Genomic DNA, 24,810 nt, shown 5'->3' on the forward strand with positions numbered 1-24,810 from the left:
ACACGTTCAAGTGTTTTTTTATTTTATATCAACTGAAGCGCCTGCTTCGACTAATTGAGCTTTTATGTTTTCTGCTTCAGCAGGAGAGATGTTTTCTTTAACTGTAGCAGGAAGAGTTGAAACTAGTTTATTAGCTTCCATTAAAGGTAAGTTTAATAATTCTTTAACTGCTTTAACAATAGCTAATTTTTTACCATTATCAGAAGTAATAAGAACTGAAACAGATGATTTTTCTTCAGCTTCTGCAGCGCCGCTAGGAGCAGCAGCAACTGCAACAGCAGAAGGATCAATACCAAATTCTTCTTTCATTGCTTCTACTAGTTCCATAATTTCTTTAATTGACATTTCTTTTAATGATTCAATAAATGATTGTTTTTCTATTTTTGCCATGATTATCCTTTCGTGTTAATTGAATTATTTATCGAGTTATTCTTTTTTCTCACTAAGTAGTTTTAATGATAGAGAAAGTTGTTGTAATGGGTTCATAAGTGAACGAGCAAGAATTGTAAGTGCTTCTTCATAGTTTGGCAAAGAAGCAATTTCAATAACGCCATTAGCATTGACTACTTTATTTTCGAAAATACCAGCTTTAGCTATCAATAATTTGTTTTCTTTTGCGAACGAAGAAACTAGTTTAAAAGCTGATAATTCATCATCTTTACTAAAAAAGAAAATGTTTGGACCAACTAAATGTTCATTTAATTCTGCAAAGTTATTATTTTTTGCTGCTAGTTTAAATAAACGATTCTTAAATACTTTAACTTCAACATTAATTTTCTTAGCTAAAATACGTAATTTCGTTAAATCTTCAACACTTAAACCACGATATTCAGCAACAACTAATGATTTAGAAGCCTTTAACTTATCATTAATTTCTTGTACAGTTTCTTTTTTTATTAATCTAAAAGCAGATTCTTTTGGTTGATGCATAAGTATATCTCCTTTCATCATTTTTAAAAGGCAATACAGGATGATATATACATTAGGTAACATAATTAAGCATAAGCCGTTACTTTCTTCATGTATTGCTTTATATATTTTAAATTAAATTGGACAAATCAATTATTAATTAATTAAAATTTATTAAGTTGTATAATTAAAGGGTAATTTTGTGTCCCCGCCTTAAAGTTTTATATAATAATTAAAACTTTCGGCACCATAGCCAAATTGGCAAGGCATGAGTCTGCAAAACTTTGATTTACGGGTTCGAGTCCCGTTGGTGCCTCCAGTGATCCCATAGCTCAATTGGACAGAGCGTTTGGTTACGGCCCAAAAGGTTAGGAGTTCGACTCTTCTTGGGATCGCCATATGAAAAAACTACGCTACAAACGTAGTTTTTTGTTTTTTATTCTATAAGCAATTACTTTAATTAAAAAGACTGTGAATAATAAAAATTGAAAATATAGGTAAAGATAGTTTAAATCAAAAACATAATTTATTTCAGTAACTAGATTTATTGAATTAGCAAAAATTAATAATCTATCAAGTAGAAAGAAAACAAAATTTAAAAAATAATCGGATCATCAAAATAATATTGAAAAAATATAAACTATTTCGATAATAGGACTAAAAAGTAAATTTCAAAAAATATTTAGTCAACTAATATTAGAGTTTATAATCGCAATATTGAATGCATTTATTAGGCAAATAATATTCATCAAAATAAAAAAAGAAAAAATTTTTTTATCTCTAAGTTTTTCATTTTTTCTTAGTAATTTGTTAAAAAATATTATTCAAAAAGTATTACTAATAGTGAAATAATAACTTAAAGAATAAATTCAATTGTTGTTAATTACTCAAAGTAAAAAAGCAGCGATTATTAATGATGAAAAAGTGTTTATTTTTTGTCCTTTGTTTGTCATTTTATAAATAAAATCTATTAATTTCATTATAAAAGCTCTAATAGCAGAAATAGGATTAAATAATAGTGTTATATAGAGAAAAATAAAAGTGAAAATACATGAATTGTAAAAAATATCTATTTTTTTATTTTTAAATTTATGAAATGTTAATACAACAAACAAAATATCTAAATGAAATCCTGAAATTACAAAAATGTGGCTAATTCCCAATTGATTAATGTTGTCATTAAAATCTAAATTATTTTCGTTATTTATACCAAAGACTATTTTTGCTCAATAACGATTAAAATAGGGTAAATTGGAATTTAAATTATTTATTAACTGATCTTGTAAAGAAATTTTGGGTCTAATGATATTTTTAATACTATAGTCTATTAGTTGATAGTTAATGTTATATTCTTTTTTTCAAAGAAATAGATTACTATTATTTAACTTAAAAGGAATTATTTTTCCCTCTATTTCAATATTACTAAATGGGGGAATATATAAATTTTTTGAATAATAATTATGAAAAACAATAATATTTTGATTTTTATAATTAATTAGAAAATATTTTTCATAACTTTTTCTTATGTTTGCATTTATGTAATAAATATTTTCATCTATTTTTTCATATTTAATTATTTTATAGGCTATAAAGTAAATTAAGATAATTAAATTTAATAAAAATAATCATTTATTTTTTAACAAATTAATAATTAATAGGATACTAAAAGGAAGTATAAAAAAATATCAATATTCAACAGCATTAACTAGTAAAAAAGAAATAAGAATTGATAGTAAAAAATATATGTAACTTTTTAGATTAAAAAATTTTTTTGCAACTTCTCTAAAGTTTTTTCACCTAATCCACGTATAGCTAATAATTCATCTCATTTATTTATTTTTTTCTTTTTTATAAAATTGATAATACTTTTGCTTAAAGAGGAAGAAAGTTTTAAATTTTTAAAGTCATTAATGTTTTTAATATCATTGATATTTTTTTTATTTATTTCACTTGTTTTGTAAGGAATTCTAATAATTTGATCTGTTGCTAATATTTTGTTCAAATTTAAATTACTTAAATTTGCTTTTTTACTTATTTTTACTTTTTTTATTATTTCTTTGAGCAAACTATTTTTAATAACTTTAATTTTATTTATTCCTTCAACAGCACCGACAAACTCTATATTTACTAGGTTATTATTTATCTCTTTTTCATTTTTTCTAACAATTAAAGTATCGTTGTTTGTATAAATAAAGGCACTTGAAATTAAAGATATTACGCTAATACTTATTACTCCTATTGATCATCACCATATTTTCCTTTTCATACTTCTTAATTAGTTAAATTGACAAAATTGATAAAAAAAAGACAAAATTAGTATTTTTATCTTTTTAGTTTCCTATTTTTTTATTGACAAGATTTTCAATTTCTTTTTTAAATTCTAAATTTTGACTTAATAAATCTTTTAAAGCTTTTTTACCTTGAGCAATATTTTTATCTTCATAATAGTATCAAGTCCCTTTTTTATTGAAAATATTTAATTCAGTAGCCATATCGATTAATTCATTTAGTGCATCAATACCTTTGCCGAAAATAATTTGTGTTGTAAAACTTTTATATGGTGCAGAGACTTTATTTTTAACTACTTTTACTTTTATTTCATTTCCAGTTATATCTTTTCCTTCTACTATTGAAGTGCTTTTTCTAACTTCAAGCCTGATAGAAGAATAGAATTTTAATGCTCTTCCCCCTGCTGTAGTTTCTGGATTACCAAAAATTACTCCAATTTTTTCTCTAATTTGATTAACAAAAATTACAGTAGTTTTATTTTTATTCAAAGAAGCTGTTATTTTTCTTAGTGCTTTTGACATTAAACGTGCTTGCGAACCTATTGTCATGTCATGCATGTCACCATTTAATTCTGCTTCAGGAACTAATGCAGCTACGCTATCTACAACAATTAAGTCAATAGAACCGCTTTTTGCCAATATATCTACTATTTCTAAAGCTTGTTCTCCACTATCAGGTTGACTAATAATTAATTCATCAAGTTTAACTCCTAAATTTTTAGCATAAATTGGATCCATTGAATGTTCGGCATCAATGAAGGCACAAATTCCTCCTAATTTTTGAACTTCTGAAATTGCATGTAAACAAAGAGTTGTTTTACCACTACTTTCCGGACCAAAAATTTCAATAATTCTTCCTTTAGGATAGCCGCCTATTCCAATAGCATTATCGAGTAAATATGAACCGGAAGAAAATGTTTCAATATGTTCGTCTAAATTCTCTTCTCCTAAAATCCTTATTGCTTCATCACCAAATTTTTTAGATATTTCTTTTAAAGCTTCATCTATTTGTTTTTTTTCTATTTTGTTCATGTTTTTCCTCCACTACTTAATTACTAAGAAGAATAAAAAACAATGAAATTAATAAAAAAGAGTAAAAAATCCTAATTAGTAGCTATTTTTTGTTTTTATTAATTTTACTGTTTTAAAAAATTAAAAAGAGTGTTAATTTTTTTCTTGTAAAAATACCTTTAACAGTAAAATGATTATTTTTAACAAAGCAAATAAATTATCCTAAATATAATAATATTTATTTTTTAAAATTAAGCTTTCGTTTATAATTGAAAAGCAATGTTACTTTGAAGTGTAAGGTTGTTGATACGCCAAAAAGAGTTGTTGAGGGCGAATTAAGTAATTTACATGGAGTAATGTTCTTGAAGAACAAAAAGGAGACAACAAGTGAGTAAATTAAATATCAAGGTTAAATCTTTTGAAAATCAATTGGTTGATTTTGCTACTAAAAAAATAGTTGAAATAGCCAAAAAAGAAAATGTTCAATTAAGTGGTCCAATTCCTCTTCCAACAAAGAGAGAAGTAGTAACTATTTTAAGATCAGTTCATGTTAATAAAAAATCACGTGAACAGTTTGAATCAAGAACTTATCAACGTTTAATCGTTTTGATTAATCCAACAGATAAAACTATTGATCAAATTAAAAGATTTGAATTACCAGCTGGCGTTGAAATTCAAATTACTCAAAAATAAAATTTAAGGAGAATTATGAAAGGAATCTTAGGACGTAAAATCGGTATGACTCAAATCTATACTGAAATTGGTGCTTCTATACCAGTGACAGTAATTGAAGTTAAGCCGAATGTTGTGTCTAAAGTTTTAACAGTTGAAAAAAATGGGTATGTAGCTACTCAATTAGCTGTTGAAGATTTAAAAAACAATAGAGCAAACAAGCCTTTAAAAGGCCAATTTGCTCAAGTTAAAACAACACCTAAGCGCTTCATTAAAGAAATTCGTGGCATGGAAGGCTATGAATTAGGTGTTACTATTTCAGCAGATATTTTTTCTGCAGGTGAATTAGTAGATATTAGCGGAATATCAAAAGGAAAAGGTTTTGCTGGGACAATTAAGAGATGAAATCAACACATAGGACCGAAATCACACGGTGGTGGTGGCGGAAGTAAGCCAGTAAGACAAACAGGTTCACTAGGTGATATTAGTGGTAATCGTGTCGTTAAGGGCATGACAATGCCAGGTCATTTAGGTGCTGAAAAAGTTACAATTCAAAACTTGGAAATTATTAAAGTTGATGCTCAAAACAATTACATTTTAGTTAAAGGTTCAATTCCAGGAGCTAAAAAAGGGTTAGTAGTTATTAAACAAGCCGTTAAAGGTTTACCAAATCCTACGGCAACTAAGTTAGTTGATATTCAAGAAGTTGTAAAAATGAATGAATTAGTTGAAAAAGCTAAAAAATACAATATTGAAGTTTTAGCTGGTATGCATTCAAGTGAATTAGAGAAATTAATTCGTGCTAAAGAAGAAGAATCTGCTAAATAATAGGGAGAATAATGGCTCAAAAATCAACATTAGAAAAATACTATATTTCAGAAAAATTTGATAAAACACGAAATGTTACTTTTAACTTGAAAAAAGCTAACGTCAAAAGACATACTAATTTTCCTACATTTGTAAGCGCAGTTGAAGAATTCATTAAACTTAGTGAAAAAAGTAAAAATGATACAAGAGTTTGATTCCATAGAGATGGTGCATATCGTGGTAGCGTAGGATTAGAAAAAGCAAGAATAATTGTAAATAAAGTGGGTGAAGATAAAGTTAAAGATCATGAAGCCATTGAATACATCGAAAAAGAAAATCTTGTTGATAAACCAGCTCCTAAAAAAGAAGTAAAAAAACCTGTTAAATTAGATTTTAGCAAAGATACTGTTTTGAATTTTGATACATCTAAACTTCCGCAAGAAATTTTTGATGTCGATAAGATTTATTCTCAAGCAATTTTTGATTCAATTATTTCTGAAAGAGCTTCGAGAAGACAAGGTACCCATTCAGTTAAGAGTCGTGCTGAAGTAAGAGGTGGTGGCAAAAAACCATGAAGACAAAAAGGAACCGGAAGAGCTCGTTCTGGTTCTACTAGATCGCCAATATGAGTAGGAGGAGGGAGAGCATTTGGTCCTTCTACTGAAAGAAATTACAATTTAAAAGTTAATAAAAAAGTTAAAAAAGCTGCTTTTGTTTCAGCTCTTACTTTATTAGCTAAAAATAAAGCTGTTGTTGTAGATGACTTTGAAATAGGCAGCATTAAAACTAAAGATGCAGTTACTAAATTGAATAGTTTAAAAATTACTGCTTTAAAGCATATTTTAGTTGTTAATAATGATGAAAATGTTTTAAAATCGTTAGCTAATTTACAAAATGTTAATGTAGTAAGACCTAACTCTGTTTTAATTGAAGATTTAATTTGAGCTGATGTTTTAGTTCTTTCAAAAGAAGGTTTGGAGATATTTAAAGAAAGAGGAGATAGATAATAATGGAATTAACACAAGTTATTAAAAAACCTATTCTTACTGAAAAAACAAACCTTTTACAAGCTAAAAATATCTATACTTTTGAAGTAAATTGATCAGCCAATAAGTATCAAATTAAAAACGCTGTTGAAACAATATTTCAAGTTAAAGTAGAAAAAATTAATACCCTTAAAGTAGATAAAAAATACAAAAGAGTAGGACGTTTTGAAGGTTTTTTGAATCGTTATAAAAAAGCCATGGTTACTTTAAAAGAAGGTTATTCAATTAATTACTATCCAAACGAAAATTCTGAAAAAGAAAACGTTAAAAAAGAATTAAAAGAACAACAAATCAAAGAAACAAAAGTTAAAAATAAAGCAAAGGAAGCTTTATTAGCAGAAAAAATCGCTAATAAAAAAGCCAGTGCAGTTAAAAATAAAGCACAATCAAATAATTCTGCTGCAAGAAAAACAGTAAGCAGAAATAAAAAAGAAGCATAAAAGAGGAAATTAAAATTGCTTAAAAGAAAAAATCCTCACTATTTTTAAGCAAAGGAGACAGTTAATAATGGCTATAAAACACTATAAGCCAACTACTAATGGTCGCCGTAATATGTCTTCGCTTTATTATAATGCCAATTTAAGTGGCCATACACCAGAAAAATCTTTAATGGTGATTTTAAAGAAAAAATCAGGTCGTAATAACCAAGGGAAAATCACTGTTAGACATAAAGGTGGTAGAGTAAAGAGATTTTACAGACTTATTGACTTTAAACGTAACAAAGACAATATTCCTGCAGTAGTTAAATCTATTGAATATGATCCAAATCGTTCAGCAAATATTTGTTTATTGGCTTATGCTGACGGAGAAAAAAGATATATTCTTGCTCCAAATGGAATCAAATTAGGGCAAGAGGTTATTTCAGGTGAACATGTTGATATTCTAGTTGGTAATGCATTACCTTTAGCTAATATTCCAGAAGGAACAACTGTTCATAATATTGAAATGCAACCAGGTGCAGGCGGTCAAATTGCTAGATCAGCTGGAACAAGCGCACAAATTTTAGGTAAAGATGAAAACGGCAGATACGTTATTTTACGTCTTAAATCAGGTGAAGTACGTCGTATTCTAGCTCGTTGTAGAGCAACTGTTGGTTCAGTTGGCAATGAAGAACACCTATTAGTAAATTTAGGTAAAGCTGGTAGAAATAGACATATGGGAGTTAGACCTACAGTTAGAGGTTCAGTAATGAATCCAGTTGATCACCCACATGGTGGTGGTGAAGGTAAACAACCTGTTGGACGCAAAGCCCCTCTTACACCATGAGGTAAAAAAGCTCTTGGCGTAAAAACAAGAAAAACAAAAAAAGCTTCAAACAAATTAATTATTAGAAGAAGAAAGGATACTAAATAATGGCTCGTAGTCTTAAAAAAGGTCCTTTTGCCGATTCGCATTTGCTTAAAAAAGTTGAAGCAATTGTTGAAGGTAAAGTAAAAAAAGCTCCAATTAAAACATGATCAAGAAGATCAACAATTTTCCCAGATTTTGTTGGTTTGACTTTTCAAGTTCATAATGGCCATAAATTTATTGATGTTTATGTAACTGACGATATGGTTGGTCATAAATTAGGTGAATTTTCACCAACTAGAACATTTTCAGGCCATGGCGCAGATAAGGGTAAAAAATAATTATGGCTCAACAAGCAAAAGCACATGTAAAAACACAAAGAATTAGTGCTAGAAAAGCAAGATTAGTCGCTGATTTATTTAGAGGCAAAGAAGTTAGAACTGCTCTTGGTATTTTGAACAATACAAACAAAAAAGCGTCGGAATTATTTATTAAATTAGTGAACTCAGCAGTAGCAAATGCTACAAACAATCATGGAATGGATGCTTCTAAATTATTTGTTAAAGAAGTTTTAGTTAATGAGGGTCCAACACTAAAGAGATTTCAACCTCGTTCGCAAGGAAGAGCTTATTCAATTTTCAAACGTACAAGTCATTTATCAATAACTTTAGAAGAAAAAAAATAGGAAAGTAAGGTATATTATGGGTCAAAAAGTTAATCCAAACGGTTTTAGATATGGTATTACTAAAAACCACAATACTACCTGATTTGCTGAAAAAGCAACTTATGGTAAATTATTAGTTCAAGATGCTAATATTTATAGATTCTTTGATAAATTAGTACGTAAGTATCAAATTGGACAAGTTGAAATTAAAAGAAATTCTTTAGGTAAAATTATCGTTTATTTACATACTGCAACACCAGCTAAATTATTAGGTGAAAATGGTAAAAACATTGAACTTTTAAATACCAATTTACACAAATTTTTAAAAGATAAAAAAGCAGATATTAATTTACAAGTTGTTTTACTAAAAGAACCAGCATTAAATGCTCGTTTAGCAGCTGAATTAATTGCTCAAAAATTAGAAAATCGTGAAAGTTTTAGAATTGCTCAAAAATTGATAATCAATGATGCTTTAAAAGCGGGAGCAAAAGGAATAAAAACTGCTGTTTCAGGTCGTTTAAATGGCGTTGATATGGCTAGAACTGAAGGATATTCACGTGGTGAAATGAAATTACACACTTTAAGACAAAATGTTGATTTTGCTAAAGCTATTGCTAGAACTACATATGGAGCAATAGGTGTTAAAGTATGGATTTCTAAAGGCGAAGTTAAGGAAGGAGAAAATAAATAATGCTCCAACCTAAAAGAACAAAATATCGTAAACCTTTCTTAGTTAATCCTTTAAAAAGAAAGGCGCATAAAGGTAATAAAGTATCATTTGGTGAATTTGGCCTACAAGCTACCACAGGTTCAATTATTACCGCAAGACAAATTGAGGCCGCTCGTATTGCGATTACTCGTCGTATGGGTCGTGAAGGTCAAGTTATTATTCGTATTTTCCCTCATTTTCAAAAAACATCAAAACCAATTGGTGTTCGTATGGGTTCTGGAAAGGGAAGCCCAGAATTTTGATATGCATCTGTAAAAGAAAACACAATGATGTTTGAAGTTTCAGGCGTTAAAGAAGAAATAGCAAGAGATGCTTTAAGATTAGGTGGACATAAATTGCCAGTTAAGTGGAGAATTGTAGCAAAAACTAATCAAAATGAAGGAGGTCAACAATAATGCTTTTTAAAGACTTAAAAGATAAAAAAATTGACGAACTTCAAAAATTATTAGTAGATTTAAGAGCAGAATTGTGAACTTTGAAATTCAAAAATAAAACAACTTCATTAGAACAAAGCCATAAAATTAAATTAGTTAGAAGAGATATTGCTAAGATTTTAACAGCAATTAAACAACTTGAACTCAAAGGAGCTAAATAATGAAAAGAATCGTTAAAACTCGTAAATCATTACAAGGTAAGGTTGTAGCTTCTAGAGGCGGTAAAACTATTTATGTTGAAGTTGAAACTTATAGAGCTCATAATCTTTATTCAAAACGTTTCAAAACAACAAAACGCTTCGCAGTACATGATGAATCAAATAAAGCTCAAGTTAATGATATTGTTACAATTATGGAAACTCGTCCATTATCAAAAACCAAACATTTTCGTTTAGTTGAAATTAAACAAAGAGAAAAAGAAAGTGAAAAATAAAAAATGCTTTTAGAACTTTCAAAATTAAATGTTGCAGATAATTCTGGAGCAAAAGAAGTTGGTTTAATTAGAGTTTTAGGTGGAAGTCGTAAAAAAACGGCTAATATTGGCGATGTTATTGTTTGTTCAGTTAAAAAAGCTATTCCAAATGGAATAGTTAAAGAAGGACAAGTTGTTAAAGCTGTTGTTGTAAGAAGTACTTATGGCATTAAAAGAACAAATGGTTCACATATTAAATTTGATGACAATGCAGTTGTTTTAATTAAAGAAGATGGTTCTTTAAGAGGAAGTCGTGTTTTTGGACCTGTTGCTCGTGAATTACGTGATAAAGGTTATCTAAAAATTATTTCGTTAGCACCAGAAGTGTTATAGGAGAAATATGAAATTTAAGAAAAATGATGAAGTTGTTATCATTGCAGGTTCACATAAAAACAAAGTTGGAAAAATCGAAAAAATAGATAACAAAAGAAACTTAGTTTGAATTAAAGACATCAATAAGGTAACTAAACATATAAAACCTCAACAAGGACAAGATGGTCAAATTAAACAAATAGAAGCTCCTATTCATGCGTCAAATATTTCAATTTTAGTTAAAAAAGCTACAAAAAATTCACCTGCTGTTTTTAGCAAAATAGGTTATGAAATTAAAGGTGATAAAAAAGTTAGAATTAGTCGTAGAACTAAGAAGGAATTATAGTTATGAGTAATTTGCAAAATTATTATAAAAATAACGTTGTCCCAGCATTAAAAGAGAAATTTCAATATAAATCAATAATGCAAGTACCTCGTTTAGAAAAAATCGTTCTTAACATGACTGCTGGCAAAGAAGTGACTAATTCTAAAGCAATTGAAGAAGTTATTAATGAATTGACTGTTATTTCTTCGCAAAAACCTTTCCAAACTAGAGCCAAAAAATCAAATGCTTCATGAAAATTACGTGAAGGCATGCCAATGGGCGGTAAAGTAACTTTAAGAAGAGAAAGAATGTGAGATTTTCTTGATAAATTAATTAATGTTGCCATGCCTCGTATTCGTGATTTTAAAGGTGCTAATCCTAGAGCTTTTGATTCAAGAGGAAATTATTCATTAGGAATTAAAGAAGAAATTATTTTCCCAGAAATTGAATTTGACAAAATTCGTCGTATTAAAGGTTTAGATGTGCAATTAATTACTTCCGCAAAAAGTGATAAAGAAGCTAAAGCGTTATTGGAATTAATTGGTGTTCCTTTTGCAAAAGGAGATAAATAATTATGGCTAAAAAATCATTAAAAGTTAAGGCGCAAAAACACCCTAAATTTTCAACCAGAGCTTATACTCGTTGTGAATTATGTGGCCGTCCTCATGCAGTTTTAAGAAAATACAAAATCTGCCGTATTTGCTTCCGCAATTTAGCTCACGAAGGCAAAATACCAGGCATGAAGAAAGCGAGTTGATAAGATGTTTATAACCGATCCTATTTCAGATATGATTGTGCGTATTAAAAACGCTAATCAACGTAAATTTAAAACTGTAAACATTCCTTTTTCACTCAAAAAAGCCAAAATTTTAGATATCTTAGTTAAGGAAGGATATATCACATCCTATAACGTTAAAGGCGAAGGGAAAAATAAAGAATTCGAAGTTAGTTTAAAATACAAAAATGGTCAAAAAGCAATTATTGATTTTAAAAGAATTTCAAAACCAGGTTTAAGAGTTTATGCATCAGTTGAAAAATTACCACATGTTTTATCAGGATATGGAATTGCTATTATTTCAACTTCAAAAGGTATAATGACCGATAAAGAAGCTAGAAAGGAAAATGTAGGTGGTGAAGTTATTGCCTATATTTGATAAGGTATTAAATTATGTCTCGTGTTGGCAATAGAATTTTAAATATTCCTGCAAATGTTAGTGTTGATTTAACTAAAGAGACTAATACATTAACAGTAAAAGGTAATTTAGGTCAATTAGTGCAAACTTTCAGTAAGTTAATTACCATTAAAATCGAAAATAATCAAATTTTTACTATTAGAGCAAATGAAGAAAAACACACCAAACAATTACATGGAACAACTAATGCCTTAATTTCTAATATGCTTATTGGAACTTCAAAAGGATTCAAAAAAGAATTGGTTATTAAAGGAGTTGGTTACAAAGCAACTCTAAAAGGTAATATTTTAGAAATTGCTGCTGGTTATAGTCATTTAGTTAATTTAGATATTCCTAGTGATGTTAAAGTAGAAGTACCTAAACCTACAGAAATTACTATTTCAGGCATTAATAAAGAAGCCGTGGGACAATTTGCTGCTATTGTTAGAAAAGTAAGAAAACCTAATCCTTATTCAGGTAAAGGTATTGCTTATCAAGATGAAATTATTCGTCGTAAAGAAGGAAAAACAGCCGCTAAATAAGGCTAGAAAGGGTTAATTATGGCGCAATTATCTCGTAACGAAGCGCGTAAAGTTAAACATTTACGCGAAAGACAACACATTTTCGGTACAGCCCAAAAACCTCGTCTTAATGTATTTAAATCACATCAAAATTTTTATGCACAATTGATTGATGATGTTAAAGGCATAACCTTAGTAGCTGTTTCAACTTATAAAAAAGGTGAATATCACGGTAATATTCAATCAGCCAAAGAATTAGGCAAATTAATGGCAGAAAAAATTAATCATTTAAAAATCAAAGAGTTAGTATTTGATCGTGGTGGATATATATATCATGGTCGTGTTAAAGCATTTGCTGAATCAGTTAGAGAGCACGCTAAAGGAGTTAAATTCTAATGGCAGAAAATAAAGATTTACAACCCAAAAAATCAGCTAGCGCAACAAAAGAAGTTGTGGCTAAAACTGATAAAAGACCAAGAGTTAAACTATCAAACGAAAATAATTCAAACATTGAAAAAACTGATAAAAAACCAAGACAAAATAAATCATTTCAACGCAATGAAAGAAATAATAGATTCGAAAAACCAGATAATGATTTTAGTGAAAAAGTAGTAAATATAGCTCGTGTTACTAAAGTTGTTAAAGGTGGAAGAAGATTCTCATTTTCAGCTTTTGTTGTAGTAGGTGATAAAAAAGGTCATGTTGGTTTTGGTCATGGAAAAGCAAACGAAGTTCCTGATGCAATTAAAAAAGCAATTAAGGATGCAAAAAATAACCTTATTACTGTGCCTATTTACAAACAAATTACAGTTCCACACATTATTGAATCTAAATTTTTAGCTTCAAAAGTTATGCTCAAACCCGCACCAAAAGGTAAAGGAATTGTTGCAAGTGGAGCAGTTAGAGCAGTTGTTGAATTAGCTGGATATACAGATATTTATACTAAAACATACGGTTCGCGTTCAAAAGCTAACATTGTTAGAGCAACTTTAAAAGCATTAAGTAATTTAAGAATGCCAGAACAAATTGCACTTGTTAGAGATAAAAAAGTTGAAGAATTGTAACATATTATTTTCAATAAACGCTAATAAGAGGTAAATTATGGAAATTAAATTAAACTCACTTAGTTATACTGAGGGTGCTCGTAAAGAAAAACATCGTGTTGGTAGAGGACATGCAGCAGGTAAAGGTAAACAAGCAGGTAAAGGTCAATCAGGGCAAAATAAACGTCATGGTCATAGATTAGGTTTTGAAGGAGGACAAACTCCTTGATTTAGAAGAATTGGTAAAAGAGGTTTTACAAATGTAAATCATATTTCTTATCAAATTGTTAATCTAGCTGATTTAGAAAGAGTATTTAAAAATGGTGATGAAGTAACTTTAGAAGCACTTTTTGCCGCTAATTTGCTTAAAAGATCATTACCAGTTAAATTATTAGGAAATGGTAAATTAACTAAAAAATTAATTATTACATTACATGATGCTTCGCAAAGCGCTATTAACGCAATTGAAGCAGCAGGCGGAAAATTCAATTATCTTTAATTTTAAAAAATACCGGATTATTCCAGTATTTTTTATTTAATAATTAAATAAAATTATTTTGCTATTAATTTATAAATAATAAAAAAGGAGAAGTAAATGAAGAAAAAAAAATTTTTAATTTTTATTCCCCTCTTATTTTTTCCTTTTATTTCTTCTTCATGTAATAGTGATTTGGAAAATAATAAATTAATTGAACTTATCGAAAAAATTTCTTTAACAAATGAGTTAACTAAAAACCAATTATTGCTTTATCTAAATAATTATTTAATTAACAACGACTATAAAAATGTTTTTTTAAAAATTGAAAATAATTCTTTAGTTATTAATAATAAAAATTATGCTCTTAGCAATAATTTAAAATTAAAAAATTATTCTAGCTCTACAGTAGAAAATAATTCATATATTATTAAAAAAAATAGTGATCAATCTACTGATTTGAACATACTTTTTAATTTTTTACCAAATAAAGACTTTAATCAGGAAGAGTATTTAAACAACTTATGAACTATTCATAATAGCAACAATTATAATTCTGCTTTATATAATTTGCCTAATTTACAGTATTTTTTATATTTAGCAGCTAATAATAATCCTTTAAAGATTGCTAATAAAAATAAATTAAATTCAATGAGAAATATTGCTTTTTTAAATAGTAATAAACAGAAAAATTACTTTCTTCTAACTTTAAATTTTTATTTAAACGAATATAGATTTGTTTATAAAAATAAAATTATCAAACAAATTTTGTTCAATGATTTAATTTTAGACAAGAACAATATTAAAGTTCAATTTTCTTTCCTTGATGAAGATAATAAAATCATAAAATTCCATGAATATTTTTATTTAACTAATTTTATCGATTATGCCAAGTTTTATCCTAACTTGATAGATAAAAAAAGTAAAAAAAATATTTCTTTAAATTTACTTGATAAAAATGTAAGTGTGACTAATTTCAGTGAAGAAGTTAATAATCCAACAATTAAATTTAAAGATAATTTATTTAACTTAGTAGATTTTGATTCATTAATGCATCCTAACAGTAAATACTTAGAATTTAACTTAAATGGCTTCAAATACTTAGTAGACAATTTCAAAGATTACATGTATATAACTGATGCTAATAATGATACTAATTACGAGATAGAAAATTTTGAAATCACTAATTTACTAAATGATAGTTATGCTATAGGTAAAATGCTTGTTAAAGATACAAAAACAAACAAATATTACAATTGATATTCAATTAATTTCACACCCCATCATCATCTATTTAATGGGTTTTATATCGAAAACGAATTAAATCTTTTAGACAAAAAAAATAAAAATAATTATTGATCATATTCTAATTTAGAAGTTATTAATGGAAATGTTAATTATCCTAAAGCAATTAATGCTGATTCATTTTTTGATGCTAATTTACTAACAATCATGAATTTTTTAATTGAAAAAAATGTTAATAATTTGCAACTTTGAAACAATAGAAATATGTACGATTTTAGTAATTTATATGTAATTAGTAATAAAAAAGAAATTGAAAAAAAACTCTCCTTAATTTTTTCGCAATTTGTGCTCCTTTATTTTATTAAGAAAAATGATTCTTTAATAAGAGAAGTTAAAGTTGAAATTGATCCAGAAAATGATTTTTATAACTATAAAAATGAATTAGGAACAATACCTTTTAAAGTAGATTTTATTGACTACAATAATAAAAGTATGTTAAGCGATAAAAATAGAAATAAAATTTTCATTTTAAAAGGATTTTCAGGAACAGATTTTTCTGACATTGAGAAAGCAAAAAATGAACGCAGAAAAAATGCCGATAATGAGTATTTAAATCAACCTATTTACGGCAAAACTTTGCCTTACATAAAATAAAATAAAAAATTATTTTTTGTTTTTATTTTTTTGTTATTATTATTAAGCTTGATTTCATTTTTCAAGTATATTGTTCTTTGAAAACTAGATATATAAACATGACAGTCAATTTTTTCGAGAGTTTGATCCTGGCTCAGGATGAACGCTGGCTGTGTGCCTAATACATGCATGTCGAGCGAAGTTTTTCGGAACTTAGCGGCGAATGGGTGAGTAACACGTACTCAACGTACCTTTTAGATTGGGATAGCAAGTGGAAACATTTGATAATACCGAATATGTATATTTTTCGCATGAAATTTATATGAAAGAAGCCTTTAAGCTTCGCTAAAAGAGCGGGGTGCGTAACATTAGCTAGTTGGTGAGGTAACGGCCCACCAAGGCAATGATGTTTAGCGGGGTTGAGAGACTGAACCGCCACACTGGGACTGAGATACGGCCCAGACTCCTACGGGAGGCAGCAGTAGGGAATATTCCACAATGGACGAAAGTCTGATGGAGCGACACAGCGTGCAGGATGAAAGCCTTATGGGTTGTAAACTGCTGTGGTAAGGGAAGAAAAAATAAATGAGGAAATGCATTTATCCTGACGGTACCTTATTAGAAAGCGACGGCTAACTATGTGCCAGCAGCCGCGGTAATACATAGGTCGCAAGCGTTATCCGGAATTATTGGGCGTAAAGCGTCTGTAGGTTGTTTGTTAAGTCTGGCGTTAAAACTTGGGGCTCAACCCCAAAGCGCGTTGGATACTGGCATACTAGAGTTACGTAGAGGTTAGCGGAATTCCTTGTGAAGCGGTGAAATGCGTAGATATAAGGAAGAACACCAACATGGCGAAGGCAGCTAACTGGGCGTATACTGACACTGAGAGACGAAAGCGTGGGGAGCAAACAGGATTAGATACCCTGGTAGTCCACGCCCTAAACGATGATCATTAGCTGATGGAAAATTCGTCGGCGCAGCTAACGCATTAAATGATCCGCCTGAGTAGTACGTTCGCAAGAATAAAACTTAAAGGAATTGACGGGGATCCGCACAAGCGGTGGAGCATGTGGTTTAATTTGAAGATACGCGAAGAACCTTACCCACTCTTGACATCTTCTGCAAAGCTATAGAGATATAGTCGAGGTTAACAGAATGACAGATGGTGCATGGTTGTCGTCAGCTCGTGTCGTGAGATGTTCGGTTAAGTCCTGCAACGAGCGCAACCCTTGTCCTTAGTTACTAGCATTAAGTTGAGCACTCTAAGGAGACTGCCCGAGTAATTGGGAGGAAGGTGGGGACGACGTCAAATCATCATGCCTCTTACGAGTGGGGCAACACACGTGCTACAATGGTCGGTACAAAGAGAAGCAAACTGGTGACAGGGAGCAAACCTCAAAAAACCGATCTCAGTTCGGATTGTAGTCTGCAACTCGACTACATGAAGTCGGAATCGCTAGTAATCGTAGATCAGCTACGCTACGGTGAATACGTTCTCGGGTCTTGTACACACCGCCCGTCAAACCATGGGAGCTGGTAATGCCCGAAGTCGGTTTAATTACAAACTGCCTAAGGCAGGACTGGTGACTGGGGTTAAGTCGTAACAAGGTATCCCTACGAGAACGTGGGGATGGATTACCTCCTTTCTACGGAGTACATTAGTTAATTTATTTAATCATTGGGACTAAAATTAACCTTTAAGCCTGTTATTTTAATATTGTCATGACTTGGTTTAAGGCTCTGAGTTATATATCTAGTTTTGAGAGAACATTCTCTCAATTGTTCTTTGAAAACTGAATAGTAAATTATTTTGATAATATTTACAACGACATCTAAACAAATAAATTTGTCAATTTGTTTTGATCATCGAGTAATCATTATTTATGATTTATTGAAATGTTTTAAAATACACATCATTAACCAAATAGGAACATACTTTTAAATAATAAAGAGTTTGTGGTGGATGCCTTGGGTCTGAAAGTCGATGAAGGACGTGATTACCTGCGATAAGCCTCGTTGAGCCGGATATATGCTATGAAACGGGGATTTCCGAATGGGGAAACCTAATTAGGGTAATGCCTAATTGCCATTTTTTGAATCCATAGAAAAATGAGTGAGACACCTTGCGAACTGAAACATCTTAGTAGCAAGAGGAAAAGAAAATAAATTTAATGATTTCTTTAGTAGCGGCGAGCGAAAGAGAAAGAGCCCAAACCATTTTAATGGGGTTGTAGGACGAACTATGTAGAGTTATAAAATTAAACGATAGCAGAAGCTTTTGGGAAGAAGCGACATAGAGGGTGATATCCCCGTATGCGAAATTGTTTAATCTCTTGGTCGTATCCTGAGTAGGGCGGGGCACGTGAAACCCTGTCTGAATCTGCCGGGACCACCCGGTAAGGCTAAATACTAATCAGACACCGATAGTGGAATAGTACCGTGAGGGAAAGGTGAAAAGAACCCCGAAAGGGGAGTGAAATAGATTCTGAAACCACTTACTTACAATTAGTCAGAGCCCGTTTATGGGTGATGGCGTACATCTTGCAGTATGGACCGGCGAGTTACTTTAACATGCGAGGTTAAGCAGCAAAAAGCGGAGCCGTAGAGAAATCGAGTCTTAATAGGGCGTTTTAGTATGTTGAAGTACACCCGAAACCAGGTGATCTATTCATGAGCAGGCTGAAGCTTGGGTAATACCGAGTGGAGGGCCGAACCGTAGTACGCTGAAAAGTGCCCGGATGACTTGTGAATAGCGGAGAAATTCCAATCGAACTTGGAGATAGCTGGTTCTCCTCGGAATAGCTTTAGGGCTAGCGTGTGATGTTAAATTTTGGTGGTAGAGCACTGAATATGGAATGGCGGCGCCTAGCTGTACTGACTATAATCAAACTCCGAATACCATTATGAATTATCATGCAGTCGGAACCGGGGTGCTAACGTCCCGGCTCGCGAGGGTAACAACCCAGATCGTCGGCTAAGGTCCCAAAATCATGTTAAGTGAGAAAGGTTGTGAGATTTCACAAACAACTAGGAAGTTGGCTTAGAAGCAGCCACCTTTTAAAGAGTGCGTAATAGCTCACTAGTCAAGAGATCTTGCGCCAATAATTTAACGGGACTAAAACATGATACCGAAGCCGCGGGTACATTTTGTACGTTAGAGGAGCGTTCTTAGGGCGGTGAAGCTAAACTGTAAGGATTAGTGGAGCGCTAAGAAGTGAGAATGCCGGTATGAGTAACGATTCGTAGTGAGAATCTACGACGCCTATTGGGGAAGGTTTCCTGGGCAAGGTTCGTCCACCCAGGGTTAGTCAGGACCTAAGGCGAGGCCGACAGGCGTAGTCGATGGACAACAGGCTAATATTCCTGTACTTTCTATAAATGTGATGGAGTGACGGAGAAGGATAACTTTACTGCTTATTGGATTAGCAGGGTAAGTATCAATTGGGGACTGTAGGCAAATCCGCAGGCCATAACCGAAAGATACGATGCATAGCACATTTGTGCGAATTAAGTGATTTCACGCTTCCAAGAAAAGCTTCTAAACTTAAGTTTATGGAAACCTGTACCAAGAACGGACACACGTCCCCTAGATGAGTATTCTAAGGCGAGCGAGAAAACTAGTGTTAAGGAACTCTGCAAAATGACCCCGTAAGTTCGCAAGAAGGGGAACCTATAGTAACATATAGGTCACAGTAAATTATGAGGGGCAACTGTTTATCAAAAACACAGCTCTCTGCTAAACCGCAAGGTGATGTATAGGGGGTGAAGCCTGCCCAGTGCCCGAAGGTTAAGTGGATGCGTTAGCATTTGCGAAGCGTTGAAATGAAGCCCGGGTGAACGGCGGCCGTAACTATAACGGTCCTAAGGTAGCGAAATTCCTTGTCGGCTAAATACTGACCTGCACGAAAGGCGCAATGATCTCTCAACTGTCTCAACACTAGACTCGGTGAAATTATGGTCCCAGTGAAAACGCTGGGTACCCGCATCAAGACGAAAAGACCCCATGGAGCTTTACTATAACTTTGTATTGAAACTTGGTCTAACATGTGTAGGATAGGTGGGAGATTATGATAGTAGAACGCCAGTTCTAAAGGAGTCAACCTTGAAATACCACCCTTGTTATATTGAGTTTCTAACTTGCTATCATAATCGGGTAGGAGGACAGTGCATGGTGGGTAGTTTGACTGGGGCGGTCGCCTCCTAAAGAGTAACGGAGGCGTTCAAAGGTACACTCAATACGGTCAGAAACCGTATGTAGAGCGCAAAGGTAGAAGTGTGCTTGACTGTGAGACTTACAAGTCGAGCAGGTGCGAAAGCAGGACTTAGTGATCCGGCTGTGCATTGTGGAATGGCAGTCGCTCAACGGATAAAAGTTACCCTGGGGATAACAGGCTTATCTTGCCCAAGAGATCACATCGACGGCAAGGTTTGGCACCTCGATGTCGGCTCATCGCATCCTGGAGCTGGAGTCGGTTCCAAGGGTTGGGCTGTTCGCCCATTAAAGCGGTACGCGAGCTGGGTTCAAAACGTCGTGAGACAGTTTGGTCCCTATCTGATGTGGGCGTTGGAATATTGATGAGAGCCGCTCTTAGTACGAGAGGACCGGAGTGGACGTACCACTGGTGTTCCTGTTGTTGCGCCAGCAGCATAGCAGGGTAGCTAAGTACGGAAAGGATAACCGCTGAAAGCATCTAAGTGGGAAGCCTCCTCAAAGATAAGTATTCCCTTGAGATTCCTTATAGACTATGAGGTTGATAGGATGGATGTGTAAGCGTAGTAATACGTTGAGCTGACCATTACTAATAAATCGAAAGGTTTAAAAGTTGTTATGTGTATTTAAAGCATTTCAATGAGTCATAAAAAGTATACTATTCAGTTTTCAAAGAACATGGCACTTAGGTGCTTTTTTATTTCTCTCTTGAGCAAATTAAAAAAGTTTTTCCACTTTTTTAATACTCACAGAAAAAGTATTTTTTAATATAATTAATGTGTATTTTTTAGGGGAATAAGGATGAAAAACTTTTGACAATCATTTTCTTATGGTTTTTCAAATTTATTTAGTAAACTCAATAATCGTTGAGTCGATTTTTGATCAAACAAAGACCTTCTAAAAAAAATTTTTTTTACTTTATTTCTTTTAACAATTTATATTTTAGCTACTACAATTCAAGCTCCCTTTGTTAGAATCAGAAATAGCAATTTGATTAACGAAGACGCTTTCCTCAATACTTTAAATTTAGTAGGCGGAGGGGGATTAAGAAATTTTTCTTTAGTAGCTTTAGGAATTAGTCCTTTTATTAATGCATCCTTAATCATGTCTCTTTTGCAAACTAGAGCAGTTCCAGTTCTTTATAAATTAAGTCAAAGCGGTCCACAAGGGAGAAGAAAAATAAATGTAATTACTAGAATTCTTACGTTGGTTATAGCTTATCCTCAAGCAGTTTTATTAACACAATCTCTAGGAGCAGGAAATAATCCTTTTATTCAATTCATTCCTTTAAATAATGATTCGAATTTACAAAATTTAACAGTTTATTTTTTATTACCAATTATATTGATTTCAGCTTCGCTATTTTCTCTTTTTTTAGCTGAAGAAATAACTAATAAAGGTATAGGTAATGGAACATCTTTAATTATTTTTGTAGGTATTTCATTTCAATTACCTGCACAATTTGGTGGAGCATTTAACTTTTTTATAGGTTCAGATGAAACTGCATCACGCTTAGTAGGTGTGATTAAATTTATGATTTATCTATTCGTTTATTTACTTGTTGTTTTTATTATTGCTTTTATTTACAATTCTGAACGTCACATTCCTATTCAACAAATAGGAGCAGGAAGAAGCAAAAATATTAATGAAATGGGGAAATTACCAATCAAACTTAATCCTGGTGGGATAATGCCTATCATTTTTGCCTCTTTGCTTATTTCCTTTCCGTTAATGATAGCAAGGATTTTACCAGAAGATAGTTTAGCTAAAATTTGAATGACTTACAATTTACAATTTACAAAACCATTAGGATTAACATTATTAGTAGTTATAACCTTTCTATTTAGTTTTCTAATTGGATTACAACAATCCAAAGTAGATAAAATAGCAGAAGACTTTGCAAAAAATTCCACTTTTATTCCTGGTCTTAAGCCTGGAGAACAAACAGAAGATTATTTGATAGGTGTTGTTATGCGTTTAGCAATTTTTAGTGGTTTTTATTTAGTGATAATGGCTGCTATGCAATATGTAATGATTATAGCTTTTGATTTGCCTCCAGTAATAAGTTTTGGCGGAACAGGATTGATGATTTTAGTAACTGTTTCTTTGGAAACAATTCAACAATTTCAAGCAAGACTTAAAAGCCAAATTCTTTCAAAACAAAAAACTTTATCAAAAATGAATGCTGAATTTTTAAAATCTAAAAAAAACACGGTTATTTCATTAGACGATTATGCTAAAAAATCACAAAAGAAAAAAGATAATAAGTCTAATAAAAACGGAGATGGATTATTATGATAAAAAATAGTTTACCAAATATAGTATTTATGGGACCTCCTGGAGTAGGAAAAGGAACTACTGCAACTTTTTTAGCACAAAAAACAGGCATGAAACATCTTTCTACTGGAAGTATTTTTAGAGAAGCAATAGCTAAAAAAACTAAATTAGGATTAGAACTAGCTAAATATGTAGAAAATGGACTATATGTTCCCGATGAAGTAACTAATCAAATAGTTAAAGAAAAATTAGAAGAATTAATGGAAAAAGGAGAAAGAGTAATTTTAGATGGCTATCCTAGAACTTTAGAACAAGTACATTTTCTTAATAATATTAGTAATTTTAGTTATGAAGTAATCGAATTAGTAGCTCCTAACGAATTAATTATGCAAAGATTAAATGGAAGAAGATTTTGTCCCAATTGTGGTAAAAATTTTAATATTTTCTCTATGCCTTCAAAGTTAAATGACAGATGTGATAATTGTCAGAATTTGTTAGAAATGCGTAAAGATGATAGCATCGAAAATATAAAAGTTAGACAAGAAGTCTATAAAAAATCAACAGCTCCTTTATTAGATTATTTTAGAGAAAATAATAACTTACAAATTTTTGACGCTTCTGGAAAACCAGAAAGTGTTGTGAAACAAATATTAGATTATTTAAAGTTATAAAGAACAAGAATTAACTTGCAAAAGTTAATTTACTTTATCTAATATTAATATATAATTCTTAGGCACATAATATGTTGATTATAAGGCTTAGGCTTTATTTTCTTTATTTTATATAGAGTGCGAGGAGACAACATGATTAGTATAAAAAGTGAAGAGGAAATTGCTAAAATTACTAAAAGTTGTCAAATTCTGGCAGAAGTCAAAAAGATTTTATGAGATTTCATAAGACCAGGCGTTTCATTAAAAGATCTTGATTCAATTGCTTTTAATGAAATAGTAAAAAGAAATGCGTTGCCTGCTTTTAAGGGCCTATATGGTTTCCCTGCTACAGCATGCATTTCAGTAAATGATGAATTGATTCACGGAATACCAAGTGCATATGTTCTTAAAGAAGGTGATTTAGTAAGTGTTGATTTAGGTTGTACCTATCAAGGATACAATAGTGATAGCGCTTTTACTAAAGGAGTAGGCAAAATCACTCAAATAGATGAATTGCTAATTAAATGCTCTAAAGAAGCTTTTGAAAAAGGACTAAAAGCTATTAAAAAGGGCGCTAGAATAGGCGATATAAGTAATGCAATTGGTAATGTTATAAAGAAATATAATTTCTATACCCCTAAAGAATATACTGGACACGGAATTGGCCTTAATGTGCACGAAGATCCTTATGTACCAAATGAAGGTAAAGCTCATAGTGGCCCATTATTAAGAGATGGCATGGTTATTTGTATTGAACCAATGGTTTTACAAAAAAATAATCAAGTCAAATTGAAAAAAGATGGGTGAACAGTCGTTAGTGCTAGCGGATTAAACTCTGCTCATTATGAACATACTGTATTAATTAAAAATGGCAAGGGTATAGTTTTAACGAAAGGAATTTAATGGCAAAAGATGCTATTAAAATGACCGCTAAAGTTAGACAAGCTTTTTCTACTGACGAATATGAAGTTGAATTAGAAAATGGCATGTTAATTAAAGCTCACATTTCAGGCAAAATTAGAGTTAATCACATTCGTATTTTGCCTGGCGATACTGTGGATGTAGAAATTAGTCCTTATAATCTTAATTTGGGCAGAATTACCTACAGACACAAATAAGGAGAATTATGAAAGTTAGAGCTAGCGTTAAAAGAATGTGCAAAGATTGCCGTATTATCAAACGCCAAGGGATTATTAGAGTAATTTGCTCACAACCTAAACACAAACAAAGACAAGGATAAAATATGGCTAGAATTTTAAATGTTGAAATTCCTAATCATAAACGTATTGTTATTTCTTTAACTTATATTTATGGTATTGGGAGAAGTAGAGCAGAAGAAATTTGCAAGGCTGCAAATGTAAGTGAAAATATTAGAACTAAAAATTTAACCGAAGAACAATTACAAAAATTACGTAGTGAAGCTGCTAAATATACTACTGAAGGCGACTTGCATAGAGAAGTTAGTCTTAACATTAAACGTTTAATGGAAATTAAATGTTATCGTGGTATTAGACATCGTAAAGGATTACCTGTTAGAGGACAAAGTACTCAAAAAAATGCTAGAACTCGTAAAGGTCCTAGAAAAACAGTAGCTGGTAAAAAAGGTAAATAGGATTAAGAGGAATTT

Annotated in this window: 32 protein-coding genes, 2 tRNA genes and 2 rRNA genes; 31 read left to right on the plus strand and 5 right to left on the minus strand. The window is 31.2% G+C overall.

Going from position 1 to position 24,810, the window contains the following annotated elements:
* Positions 1-18: 18 nt before the first annotated feature.
* On the minus strand, positions 19-390 hold the full coding sequence (rplL, locus tag EXC33_RS00610) for a 50S ribosomal protein L7/L12 (protein ID WP_046096710.1): 372 nt from the start codon (positions 388-390) through the stop codon (positions 19-21).
* Positions 391-426: 36 nt separating this feature from the next.
* Entirely contained in the window at positions 427-930 is a 504-nt protein-coding gene (gene rplJ / locus EXC33_RS00615) for a 50S ribosomal protein L10 (RefSeq protein ID WP_046096711.1), read from the minus strand.
* 222 nt (positions 931-1,152) lie between these two features.
* Here rplJ and EXC33_RS00620 point away from each other — a divergent pair.
* Positions 1,153-1,228: transfer RNA gene (locus EXC33_RS00620), tRNA-Cys, on the plus strand.
* 2 nt (positions 1,229-1,230) lie between these two features.
* Positions 1,231-1,307: transfer RNA gene (locus tag EXC33_RS00625), tRNA-Arg, on the plus strand.
* Positions 1,308-1,322: 15 nt separating this feature from the next.
* Here the strand turns inward: EXC33_RS00625 and EXC33_RS00630 are convergent.
* The 3 genes from EXC33_RS00630 to recA form a co-directional block, all read right to left on the minus strand.
* On the minus strand, positions 1,323-2,738 hold the full coding sequence (locus tag EXC33_RS00630) for an MAG0480 family ComEC-like protein (protein ID WP_046096712.1): 1,416 nt from the start codon (positions 2,736-2,738) through the stop codon (positions 1,323-1,325).
* A complete protein-coding gene (locus EXC33_RS00635) occupies positions 2,663-3,175 on the minus strand; it encodes an MAG0490 family ComEA-like DNA-binding protein (protein ID WP_046096713.1) in 513 nt (170 codons plus the stop codon). The genes EXC33_RS00630 and EXC33_RS00635 overlap by 76 nt, the downstream gene beginning before the upstream one ends.
* Positions 3,176-3,239: 64 nt before the next feature.
* A complete protein-coding gene (gene recA / locus EXC33_RS00640) occupies positions 3,240-4,229 on the minus strand; it encodes a recombinase RecA (RefSeq protein ID WP_046096714.1) in 990 nt (329 codons plus the stop codon).
* 366 nt (positions 4,230-4,595) lie between these two features.
* Between recA and rpsJ the strand changes: the two genes are divergently transcribed.
* The 29 genes from rpsJ (at position 4,596) to rpsM (ending at position 24,795) form a co-directional block, all read left to right on the plus strand.
* The gene (gene rpsJ, locus EXC33_RS00645) at positions 4,596-4,901 is read left to right on the plus strand and encodes a 30S ribosomal protein S10 (protein WP_046096715.1); all 306 of its coding nucleotides are present in this window, start codon (positions 4,596-4,598) and stop codon (positions 4,899-4,901) included.
* A 15-nt stretch (positions 4,902-4,916) separates the two neighbouring features.
* A complete protein-coding gene (gene rplC / locus EXC33_RS00650; RefSeq protein ID WP_063725428.1) occupies positions 4,917-5,708 on the plus strand; it encodes a 50S ribosomal protein L3 in 792 nt (263 codons plus the stop codon).
* A gap of 11 nt (positions 5,709-5,719) precedes the next feature.
* Positions 5,720-6,694: a 50S ribosomal protein L4 gene (gene rplD / locus EXC33_RS00655; RefSeq protein WP_046096717.1), complete on the plus strand. Its 975-nt coding sequence runs from the start codon at positions 5,720-5,722 to the stop codon at positions 6,692-6,694.
* Between the two features lie 2 nt (positions 6,695-6,696).
* The gene (gene rplW / locus EXC33_RS00660) at positions 6,697-7,173 is read left to right on the plus strand and encodes a 50S ribosomal protein L23 (RefSeq protein ID WP_046096718.1); all 477 of its coding nucleotides are present in this window, start codon (positions 6,697-6,699) and stop codon (positions 7,171-7,173) included.
* Between the two features lie 67 nt (positions 7,174-7,240).
* Positions 7,241-8,086: a 50S ribosomal protein L2 gene (gene rplB / locus EXC33_RS00665; protein WP_046096719.1), complete on the plus strand. Its 846-nt coding sequence runs from the start codon at positions 7,241-7,243 to the stop codon at positions 8,084-8,086.
* Positions 8,086-8,361, plus strand: coding sequence for a 30S ribosomal protein S19 (rpsS, locus tag EXC33_RS00670; RefSeq protein ID WP_046096720.1), 276 nt, complete (start codon positions 8,086-8,088; stop codon positions 8,359-8,361). The genes rplB and rpsS overlap by 1 nt, the downstream gene beginning before the upstream one ends.
* Positions 8,362-8,363: 2 nt before the next feature.
* Positions 8,364-8,705 carry a 50S ribosomal protein L22 gene (rplV, locus tag EXC33_RS00675; protein ID WP_046096721.1) on the plus strand — a complete coding sequence of 114 codons (342 nt, stop codon included), beginning with the start codon at positions 8,364-8,366 and terminating at the stop codon, positions 8,703-8,705.
* A gap of 16 nt (positions 8,706-8,721) precedes the next feature.
* Positions 8,722-9,375, plus strand: coding sequence for a 30S ribosomal protein S3 (rpsC, locus tag EXC33_RS00680; RefSeq protein WP_046096722.1), 654 nt, complete (start codon positions 8,722-8,724; stop codon positions 9,373-9,375).
* Positions 9,375-9,809: a 50S ribosomal protein L16 gene (gene rplP / locus EXC33_RS00685; RefSeq protein WP_046096723.1), complete on the plus strand. Its 435-nt coding sequence runs from the start codon at positions 9,375-9,377 to the stop codon at positions 9,807-9,809. Before rpsC ends, rplP begins: the two co-directional genes overlap by 1 nt.
* A complete protein-coding gene (rpmC, locus tag EXC33_RS00690) occupies positions 9,809-10,009 on the plus strand; it encodes a 50S ribosomal protein L29 (RefSeq protein ID WP_046096724.1) in 201 nt (66 codons plus the stop codon). The genes rplP and rpmC overlap by 1 nt, the downstream gene beginning before the upstream one ends.
* On the plus strand, positions 10,009-10,281 hold the full coding sequence (rpsQ, locus tag EXC33_RS00695) for a 30S ribosomal protein S17 (RefSeq protein ID WP_046096725.1): 273 nt from the start codon (positions 10,009-10,011) through the stop codon (positions 10,279-10,281). Before rpmC ends, rpsQ begins: the two co-directional genes overlap by 1 nt.
* A 3-nt stretch (positions 10,282-10,284) precedes the next feature.
* Positions 10,285-10,653 carry a 50S ribosomal protein L14 gene (rplN, locus tag EXC33_RS00700; protein WP_046096726.1) on the plus strand — a complete coding sequence of 123 codons (369 nt, stop codon included), beginning with the start codon at positions 10,285-10,287 and terminating at the stop codon, positions 10,651-10,653.
* 7 nt (positions 10,654-10,660) lie between these two features.
* Complete coding sequence (gene rplX, locus EXC33_RS00705) at positions 10,661-10,978, plus strand: 50S ribosomal protein L24 (protein ID WP_046096727.1); 318 nt, start codon at positions 10,661-10,663, stop codon at positions 10,976-10,978.
* 2 nt (positions 10,979-10,980) lie between these two features.
* Positions 10,981-11,529 (plus strand): 50S ribosomal protein L5, encoded by a 549-nt coding sequence (gene rplE / locus EXC33_RS00710; protein WP_046096728.1) that lies wholly within the window; start codon positions 10,981-10,983, stop codon positions 11,527-11,529.
* A gap of 2 nt (positions 11,530-11,531) precedes the next feature.
* Positions 11,532-11,717, plus strand: a complete 186-nt coding sequence (locus EXC33_RS00715; RefSeq protein ID WP_046096729.1) for a type Z 30S ribosomal protein S14 — start codon at positions 11,532-11,534, stop codon at positions 11,715-11,717.
* A gap of 1 nt (position 11,718) precedes the next feature.
* The gene (gene rpsH, locus EXC33_RS00720; protein ID WP_046096730.1) at positions 11,719-12,114 is read left to right on the plus strand and encodes a 30S ribosomal protein S8; all 396 of its coding nucleotides are present in this window, start codon (positions 11,719-11,721) and stop codon (positions 12,112-12,114) included.
* An 11-nt stretch (positions 12,115-12,125) separates the two neighbouring features.
* Positions 12,126-12,671 carry a 50S ribosomal protein L6 gene (rplF, locus tag EXC33_RS00725; RefSeq protein ID WP_046096731.1) on the plus strand — a complete coding sequence of 182 codons (546 nt, stop codon included), beginning with the start codon at positions 12,126-12,128 and terminating at the stop codon, positions 12,669-12,671.
* A gap of 18 nt (positions 12,672-12,689) precedes the next feature.
* Positions 12,690-13,046 carry a 50S ribosomal protein L18 gene (gene rplR / locus EXC33_RS00730; RefSeq protein WP_046096732.1) on the plus strand — a complete coding sequence of 119 codons (357 nt, stop codon included), beginning with the start codon at positions 12,690-12,692 and terminating at the stop codon, positions 13,044-13,046.
* Positions 13,046-13,714, plus strand: coding sequence for a 30S ribosomal protein S5 (rpsE, locus tag EXC33_RS00735; protein WP_046096733.1), 669 nt, complete (start codon positions 13,046-13,048; stop codon positions 13,712-13,714). The genes rplR and rpsE overlap by 1 nt, the downstream gene beginning before the upstream one ends.
* Positions 13,715-13,751: 37 nt before the next feature.
* A complete protein-coding gene (gene rplO / locus EXC33_RS00740; RefSeq protein WP_058947991.1) occupies positions 13,752-14,192 on the plus strand; it encodes a 50S ribosomal protein L15 in 441 nt (146 codons plus the stop codon).
* Between the two features lie 96 nt (positions 14,193-14,288).
* Entirely contained in the window at positions 14,289-16,067 is a 1,779-nt protein-coding gene (locus tag EXC33_RS00745; RefSeq protein WP_046096734.1) for an MAG3240 family lipoprotein, read from the plus strand.
* A 110-nt stretch (positions 16,068-16,177) separates the two neighbouring features.
* Positions 16,178-17,692, plus strand: a 16S ribosomal RNA gene (locus EXC33_RS00750).
* Positions 17,693-17,982: 290 nt separating this feature from the next.
* Positions 17,983-20,870: ribosomal RNA gene (locus EXC33_RS00755) — 23S ribosomal RNA — on the plus strand.
* The 16S and 23S rRNA genes sit together here, the layout of an rRNA operon.
* A gap of 187 nt (positions 20,871-21,057) precedes the next feature.
* Positions 21,058-22,557: a preprotein translocase subunit SecY gene (secY, locus tag EXC33_RS00760; protein ID WP_082065474.1), complete on the plus strand. Its 1,500-nt coding sequence runs from the start codon at positions 21,058-21,060 to the stop codon at positions 22,555-22,557.
* Positions 22,551-23,204: an adenylate kinase family protein gene (locus tag EXC33_RS00765; RefSeq protein WP_082065476.1), complete on the plus strand. Its 654-nt coding sequence runs from the start codon at positions 22,551-22,553 to the stop codon at positions 23,202-23,204. The genes secY and EXC33_RS00765 overlap by 7 nt, the downstream gene beginning before the upstream one ends.
* Positions 23,205-23,336: 132 nt before the next feature.
* On the plus strand, positions 23,337-24,086 hold the full coding sequence (gene map / locus EXC33_RS00770; RefSeq protein WP_046096680.1) for a type I methionyl aminopeptidase: 750 nt from the start codon (positions 23,337-23,339) through the stop codon (positions 24,084-24,086).
* Positions 24,086-24,301 carry a translation initiation factor IF-1 gene (gene infA, locus EXC33_RS00775; RefSeq protein WP_046096681.1) on the plus strand — a complete coding sequence of 72 codons (216 nt, stop codon included), beginning with the start codon at positions 24,086-24,088 and terminating at the stop codon, positions 24,299-24,301. Before map ends, infA begins: the two co-directional genes overlap by 1 nt.
* Positions 24,302-24,309: 8 nt before the next feature.
* Positions 24,310-24,423 carry a 50S ribosomal protein L36 gene (gene rpmJ, locus EXC33_RS00780; RefSeq protein WP_046096682.1) on the plus strand — a complete coding sequence of 38 codons (114 nt, stop codon included), beginning with the start codon at positions 24,310-24,312 and terminating at the stop codon, positions 24,421-24,423.
* A gap of 3 nt (positions 24,424-24,426) precedes the next feature.
* Positions 24,427-24,795: a 30S ribosomal protein S13 gene (rpsM, locus tag EXC33_RS00785; RefSeq protein WP_046096683.1), complete on the plus strand. Its 369-nt coding sequence runs from the start codon at positions 24,427-24,429 to the stop codon at positions 24,793-24,795.
* Positions 24,796-24,810 lie beyond the last annotated feature (15 nt).

The sequence above is a fragment of the Mycoplasmopsis meleagridis genome (assembly GCF_900660695.1).
Lineage (GTDB): Bacteria > Bacillota_I > Bacilli_A > Mycoplasmatales > Metamycoplasmataceae > Mycoplasmopsis > Mycoplasmopsis meleagridis.